Annotated in this window: 19 protein-coding genes; 10 read left to right on the forward strand and 9 right to left on the reverse strand. The window is 73.9% G+C overall.

The window, feature by feature from the left end:
• Positions 1-36: 36 nt before the first annotated feature.
• Together CTZ28_RS11095 and CTZ28_RS11100 are read right to left on the reverse strand one after the other, a co-directional pair.
• Positions 37-1,068: a 7-epi-alpha-eudesmol synthase gene (locus CTZ28_RS11095; RefSeq protein WP_121889129.1), complete on the reverse strand. Its 1,032-nt coding sequence runs from the start codon at positions 1,066-1,068 to the stop codon at positions 37-39.
• Between the two features lie 560 nt (positions 1,069-1,628).
• Positions 1,629-2,078, reverse strand: coding sequence for a nitroreductase family deazaflavin-dependent oxidoreductase (locus CTZ28_RS11100; RefSeq protein WP_121889130.1), 450 nt, complete (start codon positions 2,076-2,078; stop codon positions 1,629-1,631).
• Between the two features lie 321 nt (positions 2,079-2,399).
• Here CTZ28_RS11100 and CTZ28_RS11105 point away from each other — a divergent pair, with 321 nt between their 5' ends.
• Genes CTZ28_RS11105 through CTZ28_RS11115 form a run of 3 tightly spaced genes read left to right on the forward strand, consistent with a single transcriptional unit; the run spans position 2,400 to position 4,395 of the window.
• Positions 2,400-3,596 (forward strand): cytochrome P450, encoded by a 1,197-nt coding sequence (locus CTZ28_RS11105; protein WP_259471545.1) that lies wholly within the window; start codon positions 2,400-2,402, stop codon positions 3,594-3,596.
• 12 nt (positions 3,597-3,608) lie between these two features.
• Complete coding sequence (locus CTZ28_RS11110) at positions 3,609-3,809, forward strand: ferredoxin (RefSeq protein WP_121889132.1); 201 nt, start codon at positions 3,609-3,611, stop codon at positions 3,807-3,809.
• A gap of 40 nt (positions 3,810-3,849) precedes the next feature.
• Positions 3,850-4,395 (forward strand): flavoprotein, encoded by a 546-nt coding sequence (locus CTZ28_RS11115; protein ID WP_121889133.1) that lies wholly within the window; start codon positions 3,850-3,852, stop codon positions 4,393-4,395.
• A gap of 31 nt (positions 4,396-4,426) precedes the next feature.
• Here the strand turns inward: CTZ28_RS11115 and CTZ28_RS11120 are convergent, their stop codons facing one another.
• Entirely contained in the window at positions 4,427-5,293 is an 867-nt protein-coding gene (locus tag CTZ28_RS11120; protein ID WP_121889134.1) for an endo alpha-1,4 polygalactosaminidase, read from the reverse strand.
• A gap of 235 nt (positions 5,294-5,528) precedes the next feature.
• Here CTZ28_RS11120 and CTZ28_RS11125 point away from each other — a divergent pair, with 235 nt between their 5' ends.
• Positions 5,529-6,497, forward strand: coding sequence for an aldo/keto reductase (locus CTZ28_RS11125; protein WP_121889135.1), 969 nt, complete (start codon positions 5,529-5,531; stop codon positions 6,495-6,497).
• A gap of 299 nt (positions 6,498-6,796) precedes the next feature.
• Entirely contained in the window at positions 6,797-8,767 is a 1,971-nt protein-coding gene (locus CTZ28_RS11130) for an RICIN domain-containing protein (protein WP_183154342.1), read from the forward strand.
• Positions 8,768-8,828: 61 nt separating this feature from the next.
• Here the strand turns inward: CTZ28_RS11130 and CTZ28_RS11135 are convergent, their stop codons facing one another.
• Together CTZ28_RS11135 and CTZ28_RS11140 are read right to left on the reverse strand one after the other, a co-directional pair.
• On the reverse strand, positions 8,829-9,533 hold the full coding sequence (locus tag CTZ28_RS11135) for a DUF4232 domain-containing protein (protein WP_121889136.1): 705 nt from the start codon (positions 9,531-9,533) through the stop codon (positions 8,829-8,831).
• Between the two features lie 172 nt (positions 9,534-9,705).
• Positions 9,706-12,087, reverse strand: a complete 2,382-nt coding sequence (locus CTZ28_RS11140) for a SpoIIE family protein phosphatase (RefSeq protein WP_121889137.1) — start codon at positions 12,085-12,087, stop codon at positions 9,706-9,708.
• Between the two features lie 262 nt (positions 12,088-12,349).
• Between CTZ28_RS11140 and CTZ28_RS11145 the strand changes: the two genes are divergently transcribed.
• Complete coding sequence (locus tag CTZ28_RS11145; RefSeq protein ID WP_121889138.1) at positions 12,350-15,424, forward strand: glycoside hydrolase family 2 TIM barrel-domain containing protein; 3,075 nt, start codon at positions 12,350-12,352, stop codon at positions 15,422-15,424.
• 80 nt (positions 15,425-15,504) lie between these two features.
• On the opposite strand, the gene CTZ28_RS11150 is transcribed toward CTZ28_RS11145, so the two are convergent.
• Together CTZ28_RS11150 and CTZ28_RS11155 are read right to left on the reverse strand one after the other, a co-directional pair.
• Positions 15,505-16,227: a 2OG-Fe(II) oxygenase gene (locus tag CTZ28_RS11150; protein WP_121889139.1), complete on the reverse strand. Its 723-nt coding sequence runs from the start codon at positions 16,225-16,227 to the stop codon at positions 15,505-15,507.
• A 10-nt stretch (positions 16,228-16,237) separates the two neighbouring features.
• Positions 16,238-16,744: a methylated-DNA--[protein]-cysteine S-methyltransferase gene (locus CTZ28_RS11155; RefSeq protein WP_121889140.1), complete on the reverse strand. Its 507-nt coding sequence runs from the start codon at positions 16,742-16,744 to the stop codon at positions 16,238-16,240.
• 187 nt (positions 16,745-16,931) lie between these two features.
• On the opposite strand from CTZ28_RS11155, the gene CTZ28_RS11160 reads away from it, so the two are divergent.
• The 3 genes from CTZ28_RS11160 (at position 16,932) to CTZ28_RS11170 (ending at position 19,724) form a co-directional block, all read left to right on the forward strand.
• The gene (locus CTZ28_RS11160) at positions 16,932-17,177 is read left to right on the forward strand and encodes a hypothetical protein (protein ID WP_121889141.1); all 246 of its coding nucleotides are present in this window, start codon (positions 16,932-16,934) and stop codon (positions 17,175-17,177) included.
• Between the two features lie 4 nt (positions 17,178-17,181).
• Entirely contained in the window at positions 17,182-17,559 is a 378-nt protein-coding gene (locus CTZ28_RS11165; protein ID WP_121889142.1) for a toxin Doc, read from the forward strand.
• Between the two features lie 524 nt (positions 17,560-18,083).
• Positions 18,084-19,724: an RICIN domain-containing protein gene (locus CTZ28_RS11170; RefSeq protein ID WP_121889143.1), complete on the forward strand. Its 1,641-nt coding sequence runs from the start codon at positions 18,084-18,086 to the stop codon at positions 19,722-19,724.
• 408 nt (positions 19,725-20,132) lie between these two features.
• On the opposite strand, the gene CTZ28_RS11180 is transcribed toward CTZ28_RS11170, so the two are convergent.
• Entirely contained in the window at positions 20,133-20,696 is a 564-nt protein-coding gene (locus tag CTZ28_RS11180) for a hypothetical protein (protein ID WP_121889144.1), read from the reverse strand.
• Positions 20,697-21,020: 324 nt separating this feature from the next.
• Here CTZ28_RS11180 and CTZ28_RS11185 point away from each other — a divergent pair, with 324 nt between their 5' ends.
• The gene (locus tag CTZ28_RS11185; protein WP_121889145.1) at positions 21,021-21,455 is read left to right on the forward strand and encodes a subtilase-type protease inhibitor; all 435 of its coding nucleotides are present in this window, start codon (positions 21,021-21,023) and stop codon (positions 21,453-21,455) included.
• Between the two features lie 316 nt (positions 21,456-21,771).
• Here the strand turns inward: CTZ28_RS11185 and CTZ28_RS11190 are convergent, their stop codons facing one another.
• The gene (locus CTZ28_RS11190) at positions 21,772-23,274 is read right to left on the reverse strand and encodes an MFS transporter (protein WP_121889146.1); all 1,503 of its coding nucleotides are present in this window, start codon (positions 23,272-23,274) and stop codon (positions 21,772-21,774) included.
• Between the last annotated feature and the right edge of the window lie 151 nt (positions 23,275-23,425).

Genomic DNA, 23,425 nt, shown 5'->3' on the forward strand with positions numbered 1-23,425 from the left:
GCCGTCCCACCGGACGGCGGCCCCGCGGCATTGCGTTCACACGGCGAGCAGGTCGTCCACCGAGCCGCGCCCGGCCCGTTCTGCGGTGGCCGCCGGTCCCTCCTTGGCCGCCGCGTAGCGGCCGGTGGTCAGCGCCCACTCGTAGTTGCCGTTGATCCAGTGCTGGATGGCCTCCACGCCCATCCGCACCCGCTGCCGCCCCGTCTCGTCCAGGCCGAGTTCGTCGCACATCTGCGGCACACGCGCCTCCAGGGCGACGTACTCCGCAAGGCTCTCGTTCGTCATCCGGTACGCCTCGTCGGCCGCGTCCTGCCAGGAGCCGCCCCGCTCCCGCTGCAGCACGCATATCAGGTTGTGGCCGTCGCCCCGGCGCCGCTCCCGCTCGAACGAGTGGATGTCGTTCATGAACCCGATGGTGTCGGCGGCCAGATCGCGCATCCGCTCCATCACCGGATGGGCCTGGACCTCGGCCGGTACCTCGAAGCGGCGGCTGCGCTCGCCCGCGTCGATGCTGTGGTGGATGCCCACCGTGCGGCGGCGGAAGGCGGTGTACTCGTCGAGCGTGAGCGTGCCGGCCAGCCCGCGGGCCGCCAGGTCGACCTCCTCGCAGTGCGCCACCAGGAACCGTCCCCAGGAGGCGGCGAACCTCGACTGCCATGTCAAGGACATGCCATCGGAGAGATGCTGCCAGACCTCCGCCCAGGCCACGGTGATCGGGCAGACCACCCGGGGACGGCTGCCGGCCGGGCGCAGCGGCGTGACGATCAGCTCGCGTGCCACCTCCGCGATCCGGTCGGCGCGGTCCGGCTGGCCGGCGTCGAACTGGTCGTCGAAGAGGAAGGCCAGCGAGAACCAGTTCATGAGGACGGCCATGTCGTCGGCCGAGGCGTGTGGGTAGGTGCGTGCGGCGGCCTGTGGCAGGTCCCAGGACCGGTACTCCGCGAATCCGGCCTGGCTGCGCACCAGGCCCATGTCCCAGATCCAGCGCAGATGGCGCGACCGCGCGTGTTCGAGATGCGGGCTGACGGGGGTCTTGAAGGGCAGGTCGAAGGTGACGTCCTGCGGCATGCGGTTCCTTTCGGGAGACGGAACGCAGAGCCCCCCCGCCCCTGCGGGCGGGCGGCCGGGACGGCCGCCCGCGCCCTCGAACTGAGCTTCCTGGCCGGTCAGTTGAGACAGGGAGCAGTATGAGGATGCCCAGAGCCTAAATGATCTATCCCTCAAGATCGCCGTGATGTGTGTTACTGCTCACGCCTTTTGAGCCACGTACACTCCCTGCCCCCACAAGAGGTCCGCGCCGCGCGCTCGCCGGGCCGGAACACCCGCCCGGTGCCGCCCGGCCCCGAGGGACGCGCCGGATCGTCCGTCTGCGGCCCGCGCGGACGGCCCGGGGGCGGGTGTGCGGCGGTGTGCGGGTCACCGCCGGTGGCCGATCCGGTGATTGCCGCCGCCCCGCCGGCGCTCGGCGCACCTCGGCTGTGGCAATGGAGTCGTTCTTCCCGCCGGTACGGCGAAGCCCCGCCGCGACGGGGGAGCGCGGCGGGGCCTGTCGCAGGAGTGCCCGGGCCGGGGCCCGTTCATGCCTGGCGGCGCAAGATTTTCCGGATGGCTTCGGCGCCCGGCCGGAATCAGCTTCCGGCGGCCGGTTCGAGGACGAAGACCGGGATCTGCCGGGCCGTCTTGTCCTGGTACTCGGCGTACGGCGGATACGCGGCCACCGCCCGCTCCCACCACTCGGCCTTCTCCGCGCCGGTGACCTCCCGGGCCGTCATGTCCTGCCTGACCGGTCCGTCCTGCAGTTCCACGCGCGGATCGGCGGCGATGTTGAAGTACCAGACCGGGTGCTTGGGCGCACCGCCCTGCGAGGCGACCACGGCGTACCGCCCGTCGTGCTCCACCCGCATCAGCGGCGTCTTGCGGATCTTGCCGCTGCGCGCGCCCCGGGTGGTCAGCACGATGACGGGCAGCCCCGTGTCCAGCAGCGTCGTCCCCTCGGTGCCACCGGAACTCTCGTACAACTCGACCTGCTCCCGGACCCACGCGGTCGGACTGGGCTCGTACTCACCCTCAAGAGGCATGCTGTCTCCTCGTCGGAACCGAGCTGACTACCGGGCGATTCAACACCGGTGACCGCGGATTTCATCCAGCACGCGCCGTCGTCCCGCCCGGACGCACCCCTCTCGCGGCCGTCGTCGGAGGCGGGCGATGGACTATCGTGGAATGGCCGGTTCCATACGTCCGGCACCCCCCGTGAGGGCAATCGAAGCACGAAACGGAAGAGTCGCTTCCCGGCCAGATTGCGCAGGTAACCGATCTGGCCGAACTTTGCGTCGCACGTTAGGTGCCTCGGGCATCTAATGAAGATCGGTACGACGCACTCTTCGTCTGTGAGGTCTTCCATGACGGAATTGTCGGAACCCGTCGCCTTCCCCCAGGACCGGGGCTGTCCCTACCACCCGCCGGCCGGCTACGACCCGCTGCGCGCCTCCCGGCCACTGGCCCGTGTCACCCTCTACGACGGCCGCACCGCGTGGCTCGTCACCGGGCACGCGCTCGCCCGCGACCTGCTGGTCGACCCACGGCTGTCCAGCAACCGCACCCGGGCCGGCTTCCCCATCACGACGCCCCGGTTCGCCAAGGTCCGCGACCGCAAGGCGGCCCTCCTCGGCGTCGACGACCCCGAGCACCGGACCCAGCGCCGGATGATGATCCCCAGCTTCACGCTCAAGCGGGCCACCGCGCTCAGGCCGAGCATCCAGCGCATCGTCGACGACCTGCTGGACCGGATGATCGCCCAGGGGCCGCCCGCCGAACTGGTCGGCGCGTTCGCGCTGCCGGTGCCCTCCATGGTGATCTGCGCGCTGCTCGGCGTCCCCTACGCCGACCACGAGTTCTTCGAGGAGCAGTCCCGGCGGCTGCTGCGCGGCCCCACGGCCGAGGTGACGCAGGACGCCCGGGACCGGCTGGAGGAGTACCTGGGCGACCTGATCGACCGCAAGCGCGCGGAGCCCGGTGACGGCCTGCTGGACGAGCTGGTCGAGCAGCATGCGCGCGAGGGCACACCGGACCGGGACGAGCTGATCGCCCTCGCGATCATCCTCCTGATCGCCGGCCACGAGACCACCGCCAACATGATCTCGCTCGGCACCTACACGCTGCTCCAGCACCCCGAGCGGCTCGCCGAACTGCGCGCCGACCCCTCCCTGCTGCCCGCAGCGGTCGAGGAACTGCTGCGGATGCTGTCCATCGCGGACGGACTGCTGCGGCTCGCCACCGAGGACGTCGAGGTGGCCGGGGCGACCATCCGGGCCGGTGACGCCGTGGTCTTCTCGACCTCGGTCATCAACCGCGACACGGACGTCTACCCCGGACCTGACACGCTCGACTGGCGCCGCCCGGCCCGCCACCACGTCGCCTTCGGCTTCGGCATCCACCAGTGCCTCGGCCAGAACCTCGCCCGCACCGAGCTGGAGATCGCCCTGGCCGCCCTGTTCGAACGGCTGCCCACGCTCCGCCTCGCGGCGCCCGCGGACGAGATCCCGTTCAAGCCCGGCGACACGATCCAGGGGATGCTGGAACTCCCCGTGACCTGGTAAGAGGCTCGTGCCATGCACATCGAGATCGACAGGGACGTCTGCATCGGCGCGGGCCAGTGCGCCCTGACCGCGCCGAACGTCTTCACCCAGGACGACGACGGCTACAGCATGCTGCTGCCCGGCCGGGCGGACGGCGGCGGCGACCCGCTGGTCCGCGACGCCGCCCGTGCCTGCCCGGTCGGCGCCATCACCGTCACCGACGAGCCCGCCTGACCCGGCCCCGGCCGGTCCCGCGGCGGCGTAGGGTGCCCGGATGACCGAACAGGACGAGAAGCCCTTTCTCCAGCTCGTCGTGTGCGCGGCCGGGGTCGCCGCGGGCGTCGGCAAACTGATCACCGCCGCCCAGGAGCGGCACTGGGAGGTGGGCGTCACGGCCACCCCGGTCGCCCTGGGCGGTTTCTTCGACGCCGGTGCCGTCGAGGCGCAGACCGGCCGTCCCGTCCGCTCCGCGTGGCGCACCCCCGCCGACCCGCGCCCCTTCCCGGCGCCGGACGCCGTGGTCGTCGCGCCGGCCACCTTCAACACCCTCAACAAGTGGGCGGCGGGAAGCGCGGACACCCTCGCCCTCGGCACCCTCTGCGAGGCGTACGGGCTGGGCGTGCCGATCGCCGTCCTGCCCTGCGTGGGCGACGCGCTGGCCGCCCACCCCGCCTACCGGGCGAGCCTGGAGCGGCTGCGCGCCATGGGCGTGCGCATCGGCGCGCCGTACACCGGGGAGGCCGACGAGACCGGCCGCAGGCCGGACTTCGGGTGGGAGCGCGCCCTGGACCTGCTGGAGCGGCCCGGAGCCGGGTCGTAGCCCGGCGGCCGTGCGCCGGCCGCGCCGGGACTCAGCGGACCCTGCGGACGTAGTCCTCGCTGTCCGGAGTCGACACCGCCATGTCCCGGCGGACGATGCTGAGGCGGTCGCCGAAGCCCGCGAGGGCCTTGCGCAGCCCGTCGTCCGTGTACTCGACGACGAGGACGCGGTCGTCGAAGGCCTCGGCGTACGCGCCGCACTCGTCCCACTCGCCGCACTCCTCCACCACCGCGAAGTCGAGGCCGGTCCGCTGCCGGAGGTCGGCCAGCTCCAGGGTGTTCTTCTGCGCGATGGCCAGGTTCCGGGCGTGCGCGTGCCGGGACAGCAGCGTGATGAACGCGGTCGCGTCCTCGGCGGTCAGCAGCTTCCCGGACCGGGTGTAGCTGTCGTAGTTGTCCGGCTCGACCGCGTCGAAGCCCTTGTCCGCGCAGCCGTCGATCCAGCGGCCCACCCGTTTCGCCACCCGCTCGCGCTTGGCCGCGGTGCCGATGTCGAGCAGCGGCTCGTCCCAGTCCTCGTCCACCACGACCTTGCCGCGGGCGTCCCGCAGCAGCAGGTCGGCGGGCCAGCTGTCCGTCTCGCCCGGCTGGGCCTGGAAGGCGTTCACGTAGCAGATGTTGTACAGGCCGGGCGCGGGCGAGGCCGTGCGGTCGCGGCTGACGACACGGACGCCGGCCGGGGGCCGATACGCGCCGCCGAGCTGGTAGTCGAAGCCGGCGTGCCGCGGCGGCAGCCGTACCTCGGACGACGTACGGCCGGCATCGGGCCGGTCCTTTCCGGAGTCCGCCGGGGATCCGCAGCCGGTCAGCAGCAGCGCCGCCGTGACGACCGCGGTGACGAGCCGCGCGCCGACGGCCGTCCCGGGACCTGCGAGTCGGAGTGCACCCTTCGCGGGCATGACCGCTCCATCCATCGCGGGTACGGCCCCGCCTCGGACCGGCGCGGCGGTCCTGGCGACTGGGGCCGGGCTGAGAACGTGTCCGTCACCGGCTGGGCGCACCTCTGCGTGCCCGCGCGGGGCGCCGGGCACGTGATCACGATCAAAGCCGCCGTGCCCCGCCGCAGTCAAGTCGGGTCCGGGCGACGACGTACGCTCCGAAGAGCCAACCGTCCCGAAGGCAGGAGCAGCAACGATGCAGTACGCGAAGCTCGGTTCGACGGGCCTGGACGTGTCGCGGATCTGTCTGGGCTGCATGACCTACGGCGAACCGGACCGCGGCGTCCACGAGTGGACCCTCGGCGCGGAGGCCGCCCGCCCGTTGATCCGGCAGGCGCTGGAGGCGGGCGTCACCTTCTTCGACACCGCGAACGTCTACTCCGACGGCACCAGCGAGGAGATCGTCGGCAAGGCGCTGCGCGACTTCGCCAGGCGCGACGAGATCGTGCTGGCCACCAAGGTGCACGGCCGGATGCGCCCCGGGCCCAACGGGGGCGGGCTGTCCCGCAAGGCGATCATGTCGGAGATCGACCACAGCCTCACCCGCCTCGGCACCGACTACGTCGACCTGTACCAGATCCACCGCTACGACCACGACACCCCGGTCGAGGAGACCATGGAGGCGCTCCACGACCTCGTCAAGGCGGGCAAGGTGCGCTACATCGGGGCCAGTTCGATGTACGCGTGGGAGTTCTCCAAGGCCCAGTACACGGCGGAACGGCACGGCTGGACCAGGTTCGTGTCCATGCAGAACCACTACAACCTGATCTACCGCGAGGAGGAGCGGGAGATGCTCCCGCTCTGCGCGGACCAGGGCGTGGGCGTGCTGCCCTGGAGCCCGCTCGCCCGCGGCCGGCTGACCCGCGACTGGGGCGCCGTCACCGAGCGCAGCACCAACGACGCCTTCGGCAGCCGGCTCTACCTGGAGAGCGACCGCTCGATCGTCGAGGCAGTCGGCCGGATCGCCGCCGAGCGGGAGGTGCCGCGGGCCCGGATCGCCCTCGCCTGGCTGCTGCACCAGGCCACGGTGGCCGCGCCGATCGTCGGCGCGGCCAAGCCGCACCATCTCGACGACGCCGTCGCCGCCGTGGAACTGAAGCTGAGCGGCGAGGAGTTGGCGGCGCTGGAGCAGTCCTACACCCCGCACGCCATCAGCGGCCACTGACGGTCGGGGGGCCGTGCGGCGCATACCGGTCCCGAGCGCGTACCGGGACTTAATTCGGCCGTCGCCCGGGCGACAACCGGCAAATGCTGCACCTTGACGTTTCGTCAATTCCCGTGGCCCGCCCGGCAATGCGAAAACCCAGCAATCGCTTGTTCTGACATGACGCCCTGTGACAGGGTGTGCGTGCGGCGCTGCGGACCATGGATTTTCCTTCAAAAAGGCTGCACACGGCCGGCGTTCGAGATGCCGCATCCCCTGGTACGGACTTAATCCGCAGCGCGTCTGGGAGGAATGCTGCCGTGAAAGACGCAGGCCCCTCGAATTCCCCGGGTACCGCTCGACCGTTCGACATCACGGACGAACAGTTGAGCGCCGAACTGCGGAAGTGGACGGGGACGACGCCCGCGCTGCACCCCGTGGGCGAACTGCTCGACCGGCACTGGGAAGCCGTGTTCGGCTACGCCCGGCTGTGCACCGACGGGCCGCGCGCGGCCGGAATGCTCACCACGGCGGCCTTCACCCGGCTCTTCGGCGAATCGCTCAGGCAGGTGGGGCCACCGACCTCCGCCTGGCGCCCCCACCTGCTGGTCACCGTGCGGCGCATCGCCGCCGAGTGGGACGCGGACGGACGCCAGGAACTGCTCCATGCCGCGCTGCGCTCCGGCACCGCCGCCGGGGACCGGGCCGCGGCCCGGCTGCTGCCGCCGGCGAACCGGCGCCTGCTGTCCCGGGCGTTCCAGCGGCTGCCGCAGACCGCCCGCGCGCTGCTGTGGCACACCGAGGCCGAGGCGGAGCCGATGGTGGTCCCGGTCGCCCTGCTGGGCCTGGACGAGCGGATCGCCGGCGTGGAGCTGCAGCGGGCCCGGGAGCGGCTGCGCGAGGAGTGTCTGCAGGTGCACCGCGAACTCGCCCCGGAGGAGGAGTGCCTGCGCTACGTCCGGATGCTCGACGTGACCTACCGGCGCGACGGCGCCGACATGGACCCGGACCTCCGCCGGCACCTGGGCGGCTGCGGGCACTGCCGGCACACCGCCGACCAGCTGGACCAGTTCAACGGGCTGCTCGGGGTCGCCCTGGCCGAGGCGGTGCTCGGCTGGGGCGCCCAGGAGTACGTCGCGTCCCGGGTCGGACCGGCCCAGGAGCCCGCCGAGGACCGGCCCGCACCGTCCGGGCCGCCCGGCGGCGAGTCCTTCGGTCCGCCGGCGGGCGGACCGGACGAGTCCGAGCCGGCGGCCGGTGCCGCGGCGGGAGCCGACGACCATGGGGCGCCGGTGCGCCGCGCCGCCGGCCGCCGCTCCACCGGCGGCGGGGCCGTCGGCCGTCCGCTGTCCGGCTCCCGCGCCCGCGCCGGGCGTTCGGCGCAGCGGGCGGCCCGCCGGGTCCGCCGGCGCAACCTCGTCCTGGCCGCGACGACCGTGAGCGCGCTGGTCGTGCTGCCGTTCGTCCTGTGGTCCGCGTTCGGCCCCGGCCACGACACCGCTCCCGGCACGGAGCCCGGCCGGACACCCGGCTCGGGCTCCGCGTCGGCGGACCCGTCCTGGATCGGGGCGAGCGGGTCCGCCCAGGGCACCCTGCGCGGCAGACTGCACAACCTCGCCTCCGGGCTCTGCATCGGGGCGACCGGCAAGAAGCCCGTCGAGGGCGCGGAGGCCCGGCTGGCCCCGTGCTCCTCGGCCGCCGGCCAGCAGTGGGCGTACGAGACCGACGGACTGCTGCGCAACGCCGCCGCCCCGGACCTGTGCCTCGACTCCCACCTCGGCTACTCGGTCCGGCTGGCCCCGTGCGCGGGCGCGGCACAGCCCCGCACCAGGAACGTCCGCTACGACTTCACCCTCCAGGGCGCCCTCGTGCCCCGCTGGAACCAGGACCTGGCCCTCGCCCCCGCCGCCACCGACGGGTCAGGCGCCCTCGTCGTGAAGAACCGCTCGGCCGGCAACGCCCAGCGCTGGGTGATCGACACCTCGCGGGCCGAACTCCAGATGCAGATGGTCAACTGGGACACCGACGGCGTGCCGTCGCCCACCGCGACCGCCGAGGTCACCCCCGGGGCCGAGCGGACCCCGTCCGCGTCCCCCGCCCCGTCGGCCCCGAAGAAGCCGGACCCGCGGTCCACCCCGTGGGGCGGCGGCTCGATCGGCACCTGCTCCACCGGCTCCGGCCGTCACCTCTACCCGTATCCCTATTCCTACGGGTACCCGGGCTCCTGCTCCTGGGACGGCTCGTACGACGGCGGCGTACGCGGCTCCGGCGGCGGTCACCGGGGACGCTGACCGGCCGTCACGACCAGCCGGTCGACGGAGAGACGGCGGGGTGCGCGGGGGAGCGGGTCGGTCAGGCGCCGTTGCCGGGGGCGAGGACCGTCAGCAGGACGGCGGAGGCGTTGCCGGACACCGGCACCGCGCCGGCCGTCCACGCCACCTTCAGCTGGTCCCGCTCGTCCGGCGGGGTGATCAGCAGCGCGGCGGGCGTCGCCGTCCGGGCGCCGCTGATCTCCGGGTTGGAGAAGGTCAGCCCGGCCCAGGCGCTCCGGCCCGGCTTCAGCGTCACGGTCGTGGGCGTGCCCGAGGAGCGTATGGGGTCCGGACCGAGCCGGCCGCCCGAGGCGTTCACGAAGGCGGCGCCCGGGTAGCCGCGCACCGTGCAGGTGCGGGCGGACTCGTTGGTGAGCACGACCGGGAAGTTCTCCTGGCCCGCGCCCGGGTTGTTGCGGCCCACGGAGGCGCTCAGCTCGGAGGTGTGGCAGCGGGTGCCGCCGGCCGCGGGCGTCGCCCCGGTGCCCGCCGCGCCGTCCGAGGCGGGCAGGGAGGAGGGCTCGCCGGCCGGTGGCTCCCCAGCCGGCGATTGCGCCGTCGTGCCGTCCGCCGCGGTGTCCGCCGCCGTCGGGCCGCCGCCGGTCGCGTCCGCCGCCGTGCCCGTGACCTGCTGCGGACCGCTCCGGACGCCGCTGCCGTCGCCGCAGGCGGTCAGGAGGCCCAGCACGGCGACGGAGGTCACGAGCAGGGCCGCCCGGTGCGAGGTCTGTGACGTGTACGCCATGTCTGTCCACACTCCCGGATCCTCGGGGCGCGCCGGACGCGTGCCCGCGGCGCCTCGTGCGCCGTCATCACACTCCGATGCGCGGACCGCGGAAAAGGTTCGCGGCCCACAGGGATTGTTCCCCGGCCCGCGCCGATGTCCGCACCGTCGGCTGTGCCGGGCCGAGCGCCCGCTACTCCTCCTCGACCAGGGCCAGCTCCGCCCAGATCGTCTTGCCCTCCGCCGTGTGCCGGCTGCCCCACCGCTGGGTGAGCTGGGCGACCAGGAGCAGCCCCCGGCCGCCCTCGTCCCAGGTCTTGGCGCGCCGCAGGTGCGGTGCCGTGTGATTGGTGTCGGACACCTCGCAGATCAGGGTCTCCGCGCCGTGGATGAGCCGCAGCCGGATGGGGCGCGCGCCGTACCGGATGGCGTTGGTGACCAGCTCGCTCACCACCAGCTCCGCGGTGAACGAGATCCCGCTGAGCGCCCAGGCGTCCAGCTGGTCCACGACCTCCTTGCGGATCGGCGCCACCAGGGCCGGGTCGCCGGGGATGTCCCACGAGGCGACCTGGCAGGCGGGCAGCCCCCGGGTGCGGGCCACCAGCAGGGCCACGTCGTCCGGGACGCCGCCCGGCGGGAGCACCCGGCGCAGGATCCGGTCGCAGGTCTCGTCCAGCGAGTCCGTGCGCGCCGCCAGGGCCTCGAGCAGCAGCCGGTGACCGGCGCCGACGTCCCGTTCCCGGTTGTCGATCAGACCGTCCGTGTACAGCGCGAGCACACTGCCCTCGGGCAGCTTCAGGTCGGCCGACTCGAACGGCAGCCCGCCCAGGCCCAGCGGCGGCCCGGCCGGCAGGTCCAGCTGCCGCGGCGGGCCCCCGGGCGGCACCAGGACCGGCGGGGGATGCCCGGCGCGGGCCACGGTGCAGCGGCGCGAGACCGGGTCGTACACGGCGTACAGGCAGGTCGCGCCGACCGCGCCCGCGTCGCCGGCCGACTCGCCCGACTCCTCGGACAGCCGGACCACCAGGTCGTCGAGGTGGGTGAGCAGCTCGTCGGGGGCCAGGTCGATGTCGGCGAGGGTGCGTACGGCGGTGCGCAGCCGCCCCATGGTGGCCGAGGCCTGGATGCCGTGGCCGACGACATCGCCGACGACCATGGCGACCCGCATCCCGGACAGCTGGATGACGTCGAACCAGTCGCCGCCCACCCCGGCGCGGGCCGCGGGCAGATAGCGGGAGGCGGCCTGCACGGCGGCGGTGCGCGGCAGCGTCCGGGGCAGCAGGCTGCGCTGCAGGGCGATCGCGGTCTCGCGCTCGCGGGAGTAGCGGCGGGCGTTGTCGATGCAGACCGCGGCCCGGGCGGTGACCTCCTCGGCCAGCAGGACGTCGTCCGGGGTGAACGGATCGCGGCGCCGGTGCCGGCTCAGCACCGCGACCCCGAGGGTCAGGCCGCGGGCCCCGATCGGCACGGACATCACGGAGTGCACGCCGGACTCCAGGGCCCGCCGGGCGCGCGCCGACTCCGTGGACAGCCACCGGGTGAGGTTCTCGGACGGCACCGAGCCGACGACCGTACGGCCCGAGGTGAGCGAGTCGGCCTGCGGGGACGACTCCGGGTAGTCGGCGACCTGGCCGGGTCCGGTGACCGCCTCGGGGCTGCCGGGCAGCACCGAGCGGTGCGCGACCCGGCGCAGCGTGACCGGTGCGGTGATCCGCCGCGACGGCTCGCCGTCCAGCCTCCGCGGATCCAGCAGGTCGATGCTGACGAAGTCGGCGAGCGCGGGCACGCACACGTCCGCCAGCTCCTGCGCCGTGCGGGTGACGTCCAGGGTGGTGCCGATCCGCATGCTCGCCTCGTTGACGAGCTGCAGCCGCTCCCGGGCCAGATAGTTGTCGGTGAAGTCGTGGGCGGCCAGGCACACGCCCCGCACCCGCCCGGCCGCGTCGGTGATCGGGGCCATCCGGGCCAGCCAGGCGTGCGCCTGCTCCTCGCCGCCGGTGCGGGTGTACGTGTGCACGTCCCGGGGCCGGCCGGTGGTGAGCACGCCGAGGAGGGCCGCCTCGAGTTCCTCGCTCTGCGGTTTGCCGCCGATCTCCGACAGTCTCAGGCCCCGGACGCGCTCCTCGGGCAGGCCGACCACCTCGGTCATGGCGTCGTTCATCCGGCACAGTCGCAGCCGGTCGTCGTAGACCGCGACGGCGCACGGGGACTGGGTCAGTACGGCGGTGTCCGGCGGGTCGTCGGGGGTGTCGGGTGTGCGGCCGGTGAGCGGGGTGACGACGAGCCAGTCGCCGGGCCGGCCGTCGCGCGGCGGGCGGCGGTGGGCGAGCAGCCACACCTGGACCGTGCGGCCGTCCCGGTGGCGCAATTCCACCGTCCCGTCCCAGCGGGGGGCGGTGGGCGCGGCCGGGGTGCCGTCACCGGCAAGCAGCCGGGCCGCGGGGCGGCCCACGACCTCGGCCGCGCGGTGTCCGAGCAGCCGGCGGGCGCCGTCGTTCCATGCGACCAGGGTGCCGTCGTCACCGATGACGGCACGGGCCGTCGCCGCGTCGTCGAACGGATGGACCGGGCTCATCGTCGCCACTCCCCAGCGCACACTCACAGTGAGCAGGTACGTCACTTGTGTTCCAGCGTAGTGCGTCGGCCCCGCCGACGGACGGCGGCTCGGGACCGCCGGACCCCTGTGCCCCGGCCGGTCAAGAGGGGATTTTGGCCGAAGCGAATCCGCCCCGGGGAGTCCTCCCGACCCCTTGACGCCCCGCTATGGCACACCGTCAGAATCTGTTTGGTCACGATCAGTTGTGAGTGCTTCTGGGCCCTGATGAGGGAGAGCCGCCATGACGGTCACACGCAGATCGGTTCTGGTCGCCGCGACGGCGACACCGGCCGCCGGAGCGCTCCTGGGCGCGCCCGGCGCCTGGGCCGCCGAGGCGGCGGGCCCCGCCGGGCGGCGCACGCTCCCGCTGCGCGACGGCTGGCGCTTCGCGCTGGCCGACCCGGTCGGCGCCACCGCCGCGACGGGCGAGTACGCCGACCCCGGGTACGACGACTCGGCCTGGCGCGAGGTCGCGGTCCCGCACGACTGGAGCATCGAACGGACCCCCACCACCGAGCACGGCACCACCAGCGGCACCGGCTTCTTCCCGGGCGGCCTCGGCTGGTACCGGCTCGCCTTCACCCTGCCGCCCGAGTGCGCGGGCCACCGGATCTCGGTGGAGTTCGACGGCGTCCACATGGACGCGTACGTCCACTGCAACGGCACCGAAGTCGGCCGCCACCCCTACGGCTACACCGGCTTCGCCTTCGACCTGACCGGCCTGCTGCACACCGACGGCCGCACCCCGAACGTCCTCGCGGTCAGTGTCCGCAACCAACTGCCCAGCAGCCGCTGGTACTCGGGCAGCGGCATCTACCGCGAGGCCCGCCTGGTGATCACCGAGCCGGTGCACGTGCCACGCTGGGGCACCTGCGTCACCACCCCGGACATCAGCGCCGAGCGGGCCGTCGTCCGTGTGCGCACCGACGTGCAGAACGAGTCCGGCGCCCCCGCCGAGGTACGGATCCACTCCCGGATCGTCGATGCCGACGGCCGTACGGTCGCCCGGACGGCGTCCACAGCAGCGGTCACCGACGCCGCCACCGAGACCCATGAACTCACCGTCGCCCGGCCCCGGTTGTGGGACTTCACCGACCCGCACCGCTACACCCTGGAGACGGAGCTGAGCGTCGGCGGCCGGACCACCGACAGCTACCGCACCGGCTTCGGCATCCGCAGTCACCGCTTCGACCCCGACGAGGGCTTCTCGCTCAACGGCGTCCCCGCCAAGCTCAAGGGCGTCGACCTCCACCATGACCAGGGCGCCCTCGGCGCGGCGGTCAGCGCCGACGCCGTGCGCCGGCAGCTGACCGTCATGCGGTCGATGGGCGTGAACGCGCTGCGCACCGCGCACAACCCGCCCGCCCCGGAGCTGATCCGGATCTGCGAGGAACTGGGCGTCGTGCTGCTGGTGGAGGCCTTCGACTGCTGGCGCACCGGCAAGAACCGCTACGACTACGGCAGGTTCTTCGACGAGTGGTGCGAGCGGGACGCCACCGAGATGGTCCTCGCGGCCCGCAACTCGCCCGCCGTCGTGCTGTGGTCCATCGGCAACGAGATCCCCGACTCGACCAGCACCGCCGGGCTCGCCATGGCCGACCGGATCATCGACGCGATCAGAGCCGCCGACGCCACCCGCCCGCTGGTCATCGGCTCCGACAAATACCGCAGACTTCCGGCGAAGGGCTCGGCGGCCGACCTCATGCTCGCCAAGCTCGACGGACTGGGCCTGAACTACAACACCGCCGAGTCGGTGGACGCGCTGCACGCGGCCTACCCGCGGCTGTTCCTGTTCGAGTCCGAGTCGTCGTCGCAGACCTCGACCCGGGGCACGTACCAGGAGCCGGAGCACCTCAACACCGGCGAGAACCACACGCCGGGCAGCCGCGCGACCTCCTCCTACGACAACAACCTCGCCTCCTGGACCATGAGCGGCGAGTACGGCCACAAGAAGGACCGGGACCGCAAGTGGTTCGCCGGGCAGTTCCTGTGGTCGGGGATCGACTACCTCGGGGAGCCCACCCCGTACGACGTGTTCCCGGTGAAGGCGTCCTTCTTCGGCGCGGTCGACACGGCCGGCTTCCCCAAGGACATGTACCACCTGTTCCGCAGCCAGTGGACCGACGAGCCGATGGTGCACCTGCTGCCGATGAGCTGGAACCACGAGAGGGGGGCCACGGTCGAGGTCTGGGCGTACGCCAACGTGCCGTCCGTGGAGCTGTTCCTCGACGGAACGTCGCTGGGCGTGCGGGAGTTCGACGGCAAGCGGACCACCGACGGCCGCGGCTATCTGGAGACCACCGAGGCCACCGGCGACGACAAGACCGTCACCGACGGACCCTACCCGGGCAGTTACACCAGTCCGAACGGCAGCGCGGGCAAGCTGCACCTCAGCTGGCGGGTGCCGTACCGGCCGGGCGAACTGAAGGCCGTGGCCCGGCGGGACGGCCGGGTGGTCGCCACCGATGTGCTGCGCACGGCCGGGGATCCGCACACCGTACGGCTGACGGCCGACCGGGCGTCCCTCGCAGCCGACGGGCGCTCGCTGGTGTTCGTGACCGCCGAGATCACCGACGCGCACGGGGTGGTGGTGCCCGACGCCGAGCACCTGATCGCCTTCGACGTGCGCGGCGGCGCCCTGGCCGGAGTCGACAACGGCCGCCAGGAGAGCGCCGAGCGCTATCAGGCGAGCACCCGCACCGCTTTCCACGGCAAGGCACTGGCGATCGTACGGGCCGGCACCCGGGCGGGCACCCTCCAGGTCACCGCGCGCGTGGCAGGACTGCGCACGGGCAGGGTCAGCGTGCGCACCACGCCGGCCCGGCAGGTCGCCGCCACCCCCGCGGCCGCTTTCCCGCCCGACCCGCCGGCGCTCCCGAACCTCCCGTACGCGGACGCCAGTTACTCCGGCCGTCCCGACACCCTGCCCGCCGCCATGCTGGACGGTGACCCGGCCACCGGCTGGTCCAACGGCTTCACCAAGGCGGCCACGGCGCTGCTGCCCGCCTTCACCGGTGCCCGTCCCGAGGACTGGGTCTCGGTGGACCTCGGCCGGACCCGGACCTTCGACCGGGTGGCGGTCGGCTTCACCGTCGACGCGGCGCACTCGCTGCCCGCCGCGGTGGCGGCGGCCGTGTGGGACGGGCACGGGTATGTGCCCGTGCGGGGCCTCCAGGTGGACTGGGCCACCGTCTCGGACGCTCCCACGGTGCTCACGTTCGCCGCCGTGCGCGGCTCCCGCATCCGGCTCACCCTGACGAGCGCCCACCCGGGCGAGGCCCGCGGGGCGGTCCGGATCAGCCGCCTGGACGTGTAGCCGAGCGGTCACGGCGTCCGGGGCACGCACGAAGCCGCGGCGTGCGGGACGGCGGACCCGGGGCCCGCGCGGGCCCGGGGCTATGCCGCGTCGTGGAACACCAGGCCCAGCGTGTGCCGCCGTCCGGAGCGCACGGTGCTCACCCCGTGCCGCATCGCGCCGGCCGACCAGCCGCGCCGGGTGCGCACCGGGCGGTCCCGGGTGGTGAACGCCAGGCCGTGGCCCTGCCGGAGGACCGTCGCGGTGCCCCGGGACTGGGCCCGGGCCCGCTGCTCGACCATCAGGAACTCGCCCCCGGTGTAGTCGGTGCCCGCCTCGTCCAGGGCGACGACGACCTGGAGCGGGAAGACCAGGTCGCCGAACACGTCCCGGTGCAGGGCGTTCCAGTCGCCCGGCCCGTAGCGCAGCAGGATCTGCGCCGACCGGTCCTGGCCGGCCGCGTGACAGCGCGCCAGCCACGCGTCGAGCGAGTCCGGCCACGGTGCCGGACGGCCCAGCCGCGCCGCCCAGTCGCGGGCGACCGGCAGCAGCCGCGGGTAGAGCGCGGCACGCAGCGCGGCCACCGGCGCGGGCAGGTCATGGGTGAAGTAGCGGTACGCGCCGGAGCCGTACCGGTGCCGGGCCAGGTCCACGGTGGTCCGGAACAGCTCCGGCTTCTCGTACAGGGCGGCCAGCTCGCGGCACTCGGCGGGCGTCAGCAGTACCGCCGTGGACGCGCTGCCCTGCGCGTCCAGCTCCGCGGCGAGCGCACCCCAGTCGGTGGCGGCCACGCGGCGGCGGGCCTGCGCTTCGGTGCGTGTCATGGCCGCCGCCTCAGCGCACCGGCAGCGGCTGCAGCGCGCCCTCGTGGGTGAGCAGCCGCACCTTGCGCTCGACCCCGGCCGCATAGCCCCGCATCGAGCCGTCGGCGCCGACCACCCGGTGGCAGGGGCGGACGATCAGCAGCGGGTTGGCGGCCACGGCGGCGGCCACTGCCCGGACCTCCGCCCGCGGCACGCCCAGCCGCTCGGCCAGCGCGCCGTACGTCGTCGTGGTGCCGTACGGGATGTCCTCCAGGGCCCGCCACACCCGCTGCCGGAACGCGCTCCCGGCGGCGGCCAGCGGCAGCTCGAACCGGGTGAGCCGGCCCGCGAAGTAGGCGTCCAGCTGGGCGGTCACCGCGGCGAAGGCCCGGTCGTCGCGGCGCCGGGCGGTTCGGACCGCGGGCGCGCCGCGCTGCCCCGGCAGGGACAGGGAGGTGAGCGCGAGGCCGCCGGCCGACTCCTCGCCGGTCAGCAGCAGCTCGCCCAGCGGGCTGTCGTGGACGGTGTACAGGGTCATCGTGATCCACTCCTTCGTCTCCCGTTCGTCCGGGTTCCCCCGGTGCCTGTGAGTACGAGTCTGCTGCGCGGACGGCCGTGTCACCGGCGGGCGTCGGACATGGTCCTCGGCCGCCGCGGGTACCGTGCGGGATGGCGCTTGACCTGCGGGTATTTACCGGTAAGTACCCGGGGAGTACCGTGAGGGCATGCCAGCTCTCAATGTGGAGTTCAGCGAACGCGAGCTAGCGGACCTGCGGCAGATCGCCAAGGAGCGCGGTACGTCGATGAAGGCACTCGTGCGTGAGGCTGCCGCGGCCGACATCGCCCGGCACCGGGCACTCCAGGAGGGCGCCGAGGCCTTCCGCCGCTTCTTCGCCGCCCATGCCGCCGAGTTCGCCGCCGCGTTCCCGGACGACGAACCGCCCGCCAAGGGTGTGGGACGGGCCGCCTGAACCGATGCCGCCCGTCTTCCACATCGACGTGCCCTGGCTGCTCCAGCGGCATGAGGAAGTGCTCCCGGACCAGCCGGCGGTCGACGACCTCTCCGCGCTGGTCGCCGCCGTCGCCCGGCACCGCGTCGACCCGCCCCGGCTCGGTGCGGACGCCGATCCGGCCTGGCGGGCCGCCGCCCTGCTGCACACCCTCGCCCTGCTCAGGCCGCTGCCGTCGGCCAACGCCCGCTTCGCCTGCGCCACCGCCGTGGCCTACATGTTCGCCAGCGGCGTCGGCGTCGACCCGCCCCACGGCGCCCTCGTCGGCCTCACGCGTGACCTGATGGCCGGCAAGGCGGACGTGTACGCCGCGGCCGACCGGATCCGTTCCTGGCAGCTGTGAGCCCGGCGCGCGGACGGCCCCGGACCCTCGGGCGGCGGGGGAGAGGGGAAAGGGGGCGGGGGAACGGCCGTCCGGCCGCCGGCCCCCCGCCCCGGGGCCGCCGACCGAGGGCGGGAGGAACGGGGTCGGCGGCCGGTCGCGCGCGGGAGAGCCGTCGTTCCGCGCGGGGCCTTTTCGGGAAGGCCGGTCCCCAGTGGACCATCCGGCCGCCCGCGGGGGGAGCGTGCGCGCCGCACCGATGCGTGCACGCGCTTCACACGGGGTGCACGCCCGCACCGCGGCCGGACACCAACACCGGCTTCCGGCAGGCATTCTGACTTTCCTTCAACGCGGCCGATGTTGCACGTGCGCCTTGTTGGTCGTGTGGGAGTTGTGCAAAGGTGAATCGGCCCGTGCGGGGGGTAAAGGCCGGGCCTCATTTCGACCACCGAGGAACCGGACCGGGATCGACGCGACGCCGGTGAATTCCCGCTCCCCGCGCGCACGCTCAGGGTCGCCCCTTACGCACCAAAGGAATCCGCTCCGTGTTCACCCCCCGCCCCCCTCGTCCCCCGTATCCGCCGCCGGGCGCAGCACCCGGAGAGTCGGACGAGTCCCTCGCCGCTCCGCTGCGCGCGGGCTCGGACGCGGAGGCCGCACGATCCGCCGGGCTGCTGATGGCACGGCACTGGCAGCCGGCGCAGGACTACGCGGCGATCTGCCTCGCCACCCCGGGCAGCCTCGCCCACCTGGTCACCGCCGCCGCCTTCCACCAGGTCCTCGACCTGGTGGCGCTGGGCGAGAGCGCCGACGCGCTGCGGCCCCGGCTGCTGGTCGCCGTCCGCGACATGGTCGAGAACTGGTCCGCCGACGCGGGCATGACCGAGGTGATGCCGGGCCTGGGGAAGCCCGCGGGGGGCCGCGGCATGCGCGCGGCGAAGTCCCTGACCCCCGAGAACCGCGCACTCGCCGAGCGCGCGTACGAGGGCCTTCCGCCGCTCGACCGGAGCCTGCTGTGGCACACCGAGGTCGAGGCCGAGTCCATCAACGTCCCGGCCGGCCTGCTCGGCATGGACGCGGACAGCGCGGCCGTCGCGCTCGAACACGCCCGGGAGAAATTCCGCGAAGGCTGTGTGAGCGCCCACCGGGAACTCGCGCCGAGCAAGGACTGCCGCTTCTACAACCGTCTCCTCGACGTGCCGATCCGGCGTGGCGGCGCGCTGCTGCCGGATGTCCGCCGGCATCTCGCGGAGTGCCGCCACTGCCGGCACGCCGCCGAGCAACTCGGCCATGTCGAGGCCGGCTTGGGCCTGCTGCTGGCCGAGGCGGTGCTCGGCTGGGGAGCCCGCCGCTATGTCGACTCGCGTCCCGGCCGCACCCGCCCGGCGGGCCCGCGGGCCCGCGGCACGGCCCGGCACGGCGGTGGCCGGCCGGGCGGGAGCGGACGGCACCGCCTGCTGGACCGGATACCGGCACCCGCGCGGCGCGCCGCCAGGGCGGCCCGCCGGTCGCCGCGGACCCTGCTCATAGGCGTCGGTGTCGCCGGGGTCGGGCTGCTCGCCACGGTGCTCGCCGTCAGCGTGTGGCCGGAGGGCGGCGACGGGTCCGACCCGGTCTCCTCCACCAGCGCCTCCGGCGGCCGCGGCACACTGCCGGGCAGTGACGCGGTGTCCCCGTCCGCGTCCGACGCCCCGGTCCGGCCCGGCGCGCTCGGCCAGACCCGGCTGCGCAACGCGGCGGCCGATCTGTGCCTCGACATCAAGGGCAGACCGCGGGCCGGGGCCGGCATCGTCCTCGCGGCGTGCTCGCCGGCGTGGAGCCAGCAGTGGACGTACGAGAACGACGGGCTGCTGCGCAACGCGGCCGACGCCGAACTGTGCCTGGACTCGCACGCGGACGCCGGTGTGGTCATTCTCGGCGCCTGCGCGCCGGCCACCGGCACGCGGGGCACCGACGTGCGCTACGACCTCACGGTCCAGGGCGAGTTGCTGCCCCGCTGGGACGAGACCCTCGCGCTCGCCCCGGGCGCCGACGGCTCCGTCGCCGACGTCGTCGTCAAGGTCCGTGACGGCTCCGACGGCCAGCGCTGGCTCACCGACCCGCCCCCGGCCACCCCCGGCTCCCTGTCGATCACCGGTACCGACACCCCCACGGCCCAGCCGGCCCGACTGCCCGCGCGGGACTAGGGTCTTTCGTTTGGATCAGGCCGGATCAGGGAGCGGGGTCTGGTGCCGTGGATCGCAAGGCGGAGGAGGGCGGCAGGGCGGAGCCCTGACAACCGACGACAACGCCGCGAGGCGCGGTGCCAGGGCCCGCGAGCCCGGCATGATCCAAACGAGAGGCCCTAGGCGCTCCGCTGGAAGTGCCGCGCTGTGCCGTCGGTCGGCTGCGGCACCGTCGTGGCTGGTCGCGCAGTTCCCCGCGCCCCTTCAGGGCGCTGCCGAACCGCGGCGGACTTCACCGGACCCGCCCCGCCCGGGACCGGCGGGCGGCTTCCCCGGTGGACTCCTGTCCGCCGGGGGAGCGGGCCTCTTCCCTGGCGGTCGGGCGGGCGACACCTCGCGGGCGGCCGCCACGTTCAGCCGGTCGGGGTCTCAGCCTTCGGCCGTGTCGGCGGCGGGCGAGCCGTTCGCCTCCTCGGTGTCGGGTCCCTGGGCGCGCACCCGCTGGACGTGTTCCAGGGACGCGCGCAGTTCGGTGAGCCAGTCGTCGGTGTGGCGCTGGACCAGGCGTACGCACCAGGCGAGGGCCTCGCTGCGGCTGCGGGCCACTCCCGCGGCGATCAGTGTGTCGAGGACCTGCCGCTCGGGCTGCCGCAGCCGGGTCATCACCGGCGCGGCGACATGGGTGAACAGGGCCCGCCGGCCGCCGCACTCCACGCCCCAGGACACCTTTCTGCCGAACCGGTGCTCGGCCTCGCCGGCCACCGCCATCCGGGCCTGGCGGGTGCGTTCCCGGAACTCCTGGATGCGGCCCTCGACGGCGGCGGCCCGCTCGGTGTCCGCGGTGCCCTCGGCGAGCCGGGGTTCGGGGATGCGGCCGATGACGGTGATCTCCTCGCGGTCGGCGGTCACCTCGACCAGCTCCGTGAAGAGATCCTCGGGGACGCGGCCGGCGAACCAGCCGCGCAGCTTCTCCAGCTGTTCTGCGGTAAGCATGTAATGACGATTACTCCACCGGCGCGGGAGCGCAAGAGCCCCCTGGCGCTGTCCGCCGAGAGCGGAACCGGAGTGTTTCAGGACGTTTGCCGGGGCACCGGAAACCGGCCAGTCGGCGGCGTACGCCGATCAAGGACAGCCACGTTGCGGGCGTGGACGGCCTCACCACCGTCACTTCACGCCACTGATTCAATACGCAAGGTTACTGAAAGCCGCGGGTCGGATGTGAGTTCCGGCGGTGGACTCGGCAGACTCGCGCTCGCCGCCGCGGCACCGACCGGGCCGGACGGCACCCTCGTCGAATCGAGCGGAAGGATGCACACAATGCGGAACACCGCGCGCTGGGCAGCGACCCTCGGCCTCACGGCCGCCGCCGTCTGCGGACCCCTGACCGGGGCCGCCGTCGCCTCCCCCGGCGCCACCCCGGCGTCGCTGTACGCCCCCTCGGCCCTGGTGCTCACCGTCGGCCGCGGCTACAGCGCGGCCCTCGCCACCCCGGAGCGGGCCGTCACCCTGACCTGTGCGCCCGCGCCGTCCGGCAGCCACCCTGCCGCGGCCCTGGCCTGCGCCGAACTGGGGCTCGCCGGCGGTGACCTCGCCGCCCTGGCGCCGCGCGAGGACGCGGTGTGCACCAGGGAGTACGACCCGGTGGTGGTCACGGCCGAGGGGGTCTGGCAGGGCCGACGCGTCTTTGCCGAGCGCACCTTCGCCAACGCGTGCGTGAAGAACGCCCACGGGGCCGGCGTCTTCGCGTTCTGAGAGACCGGGATCGCCGCTCGCCGCGCCGCCGGAAGGGCCCGCGAGTGGGGAGCGCGGGCACCCGCGCGCGGAACGGCGATCCCGCCCGGGGGCGGCGGCCGGAGTGGGGCCGGCCGCCGCCCCGGGAACACATCACCCGCCGGACACCGAGGCCGGCGACCATCAGGGCGAGGCGGCCGTCGAGACCACCCTGGCCATGACGTGCCGCCCCCTGGTGCCCGCGGCGGGCAGCGGTGAGGGGCCGCCGTCTCCCTGCGGACGGCGGCCCCTCGGCTCGGTTGCTCCGGTCAGCGGCCCCGTGGAGCCCGGGCGTGGATCACATGTGCACCACCGGCGCCGCGTCGGCGTTCTGCTGCGCACCGCGGCGGAACAGGAGCAGCGCGATCAGCGCGCCCGCGGCGAAGAGGCCGGCCGACCACCAGAAGGCGGTCGTGTAGCTCTCGATGGTCGCCTGAGCCTGGACCGCCTTGCTGGTGGCGTCCCGGCCGGCCAGGTAGTCGGTGGCGGCGCTCGCGGCGAGCGTGTTCAGCAGGGCCGTGCCGATCGAACCGCCCACCTGCTGCATGGCGTTGACGGTCGCGGACGCCACGCCCGCGTCCTCGGCGGCGACCCCGCCGGTGGCCAGCTGCATGGCGGGGGGCATGACCAGGCCGAGACCCACGCCGGTCACGATCAGCTGCGGCAGCACCGTGGTGGCGTAGTTGGAGCCGATCCCGATGCCGGTCAGCCAGGCCATGCCCACGGCGGCGACGGCGAAGCCCAGGGAGATGACGGCCTTGGGGCCGAACCGGGGCAGCAGCACCGTGGTGCCGAGCTGGGCGGTCACCATCAGCGCGCCCACCATCGGCAGGAACGCCACACCCGTCTTCGTCGGGCTGAAGCCGAGGTTGAGCTGGAGGTAGTAGGTGAGGAAGAGGAACACGCCGAACATGCCCGCGCCGGTGATCAGCACCGAGATGAACGAGGCGGCCCGGCCGCGGTCGAGCAGGATGCGCAGCGGCAGCAGCGGGTGCGCGGCGCGGGTCTGCCACCAGGCGAACGCGGCCAGCAGCAGACCGCCCGCGACCAGGAAGCCCCAGGTCAGCGGCGAACCCCAGTCGTGCGTCTCGGCGTTGGAGAAGCCGTAGACCATGGCGAAGAGACCGGTGGCGACCAGGATCGTGCCCGGCACGTCGAGCTTGGAGTTCGCCGCGTCCCGGTGGTTGGTCAGCAGCATCGAACCGCCGATGAAGGCGACCACCGCGATGGCCACGTTGACGTACAGCGTCCAGCGCCAGTCGAGGGCGTCGGTGAGCACACCGCCGAGCAGCAGCCCCACCGCGCCGCCGGCCCCGGCGATGGCGCCGTACACGCTGAACGCCCGGGCCCGCTCCCGGGCGTCGGTGAACGTGGTGTTGAGCAGCGACAGCGCCGCGGGCGCGAGCAGCGCGCCGAAGGCACCCTGCAGGGCGCGGGCGGCGACCAGCATGGCGAAGCCGTTCGCGGCGCCGCCGAGCGCGGAGACGGCGGCGAAGCCGACGACGCCGACGAGGAAGGCCGGCTTGCGGCCGAACAGGTCGGCGATGCGCCCGCCGAGCAGCAGCAGCGAGGCGAAGGCCAGCGCGTACGCGGTGACGATCCACTGCCGGTTGCCGTCGGAGAAACCGAGGTCCGCCTGGGCGGACGGCAGGGCGATGTTCACGATCGTGGCGTCGAGCACCACCATCAGCTGCGCGACGGCCACGATCGCGAGGATCCACCAGCGTCGCGCCGGGGGCGTCGCGGGCGGCGCCGCCACGGCGCCCGCGACGGCGCCGTCGGTCAGGGTCTTCTGGGACATCGGGGAGCCACTCCAGGGAAGTCGTCCGGGTTGAGCAAAGAGAAGGTAAACGAAACTGTTTCGTACACATCGAGGCTAGACCACGGTGAGCGAAACGGCAACGTTTCGCTGAAGCGCGGGGCCGTCGCGGGGCCGACACCGGGCCGGCGGC

It is taken from the genome of Streptomyces shenzhenensis, assembly GCF_003688995.1.
Lineage (GTDB): Bacteria > Actinomycetota > Actinomycetes > Streptomycetales > Streptomycetaceae > Streptomyces > Streptomyces shenzhenensis_A.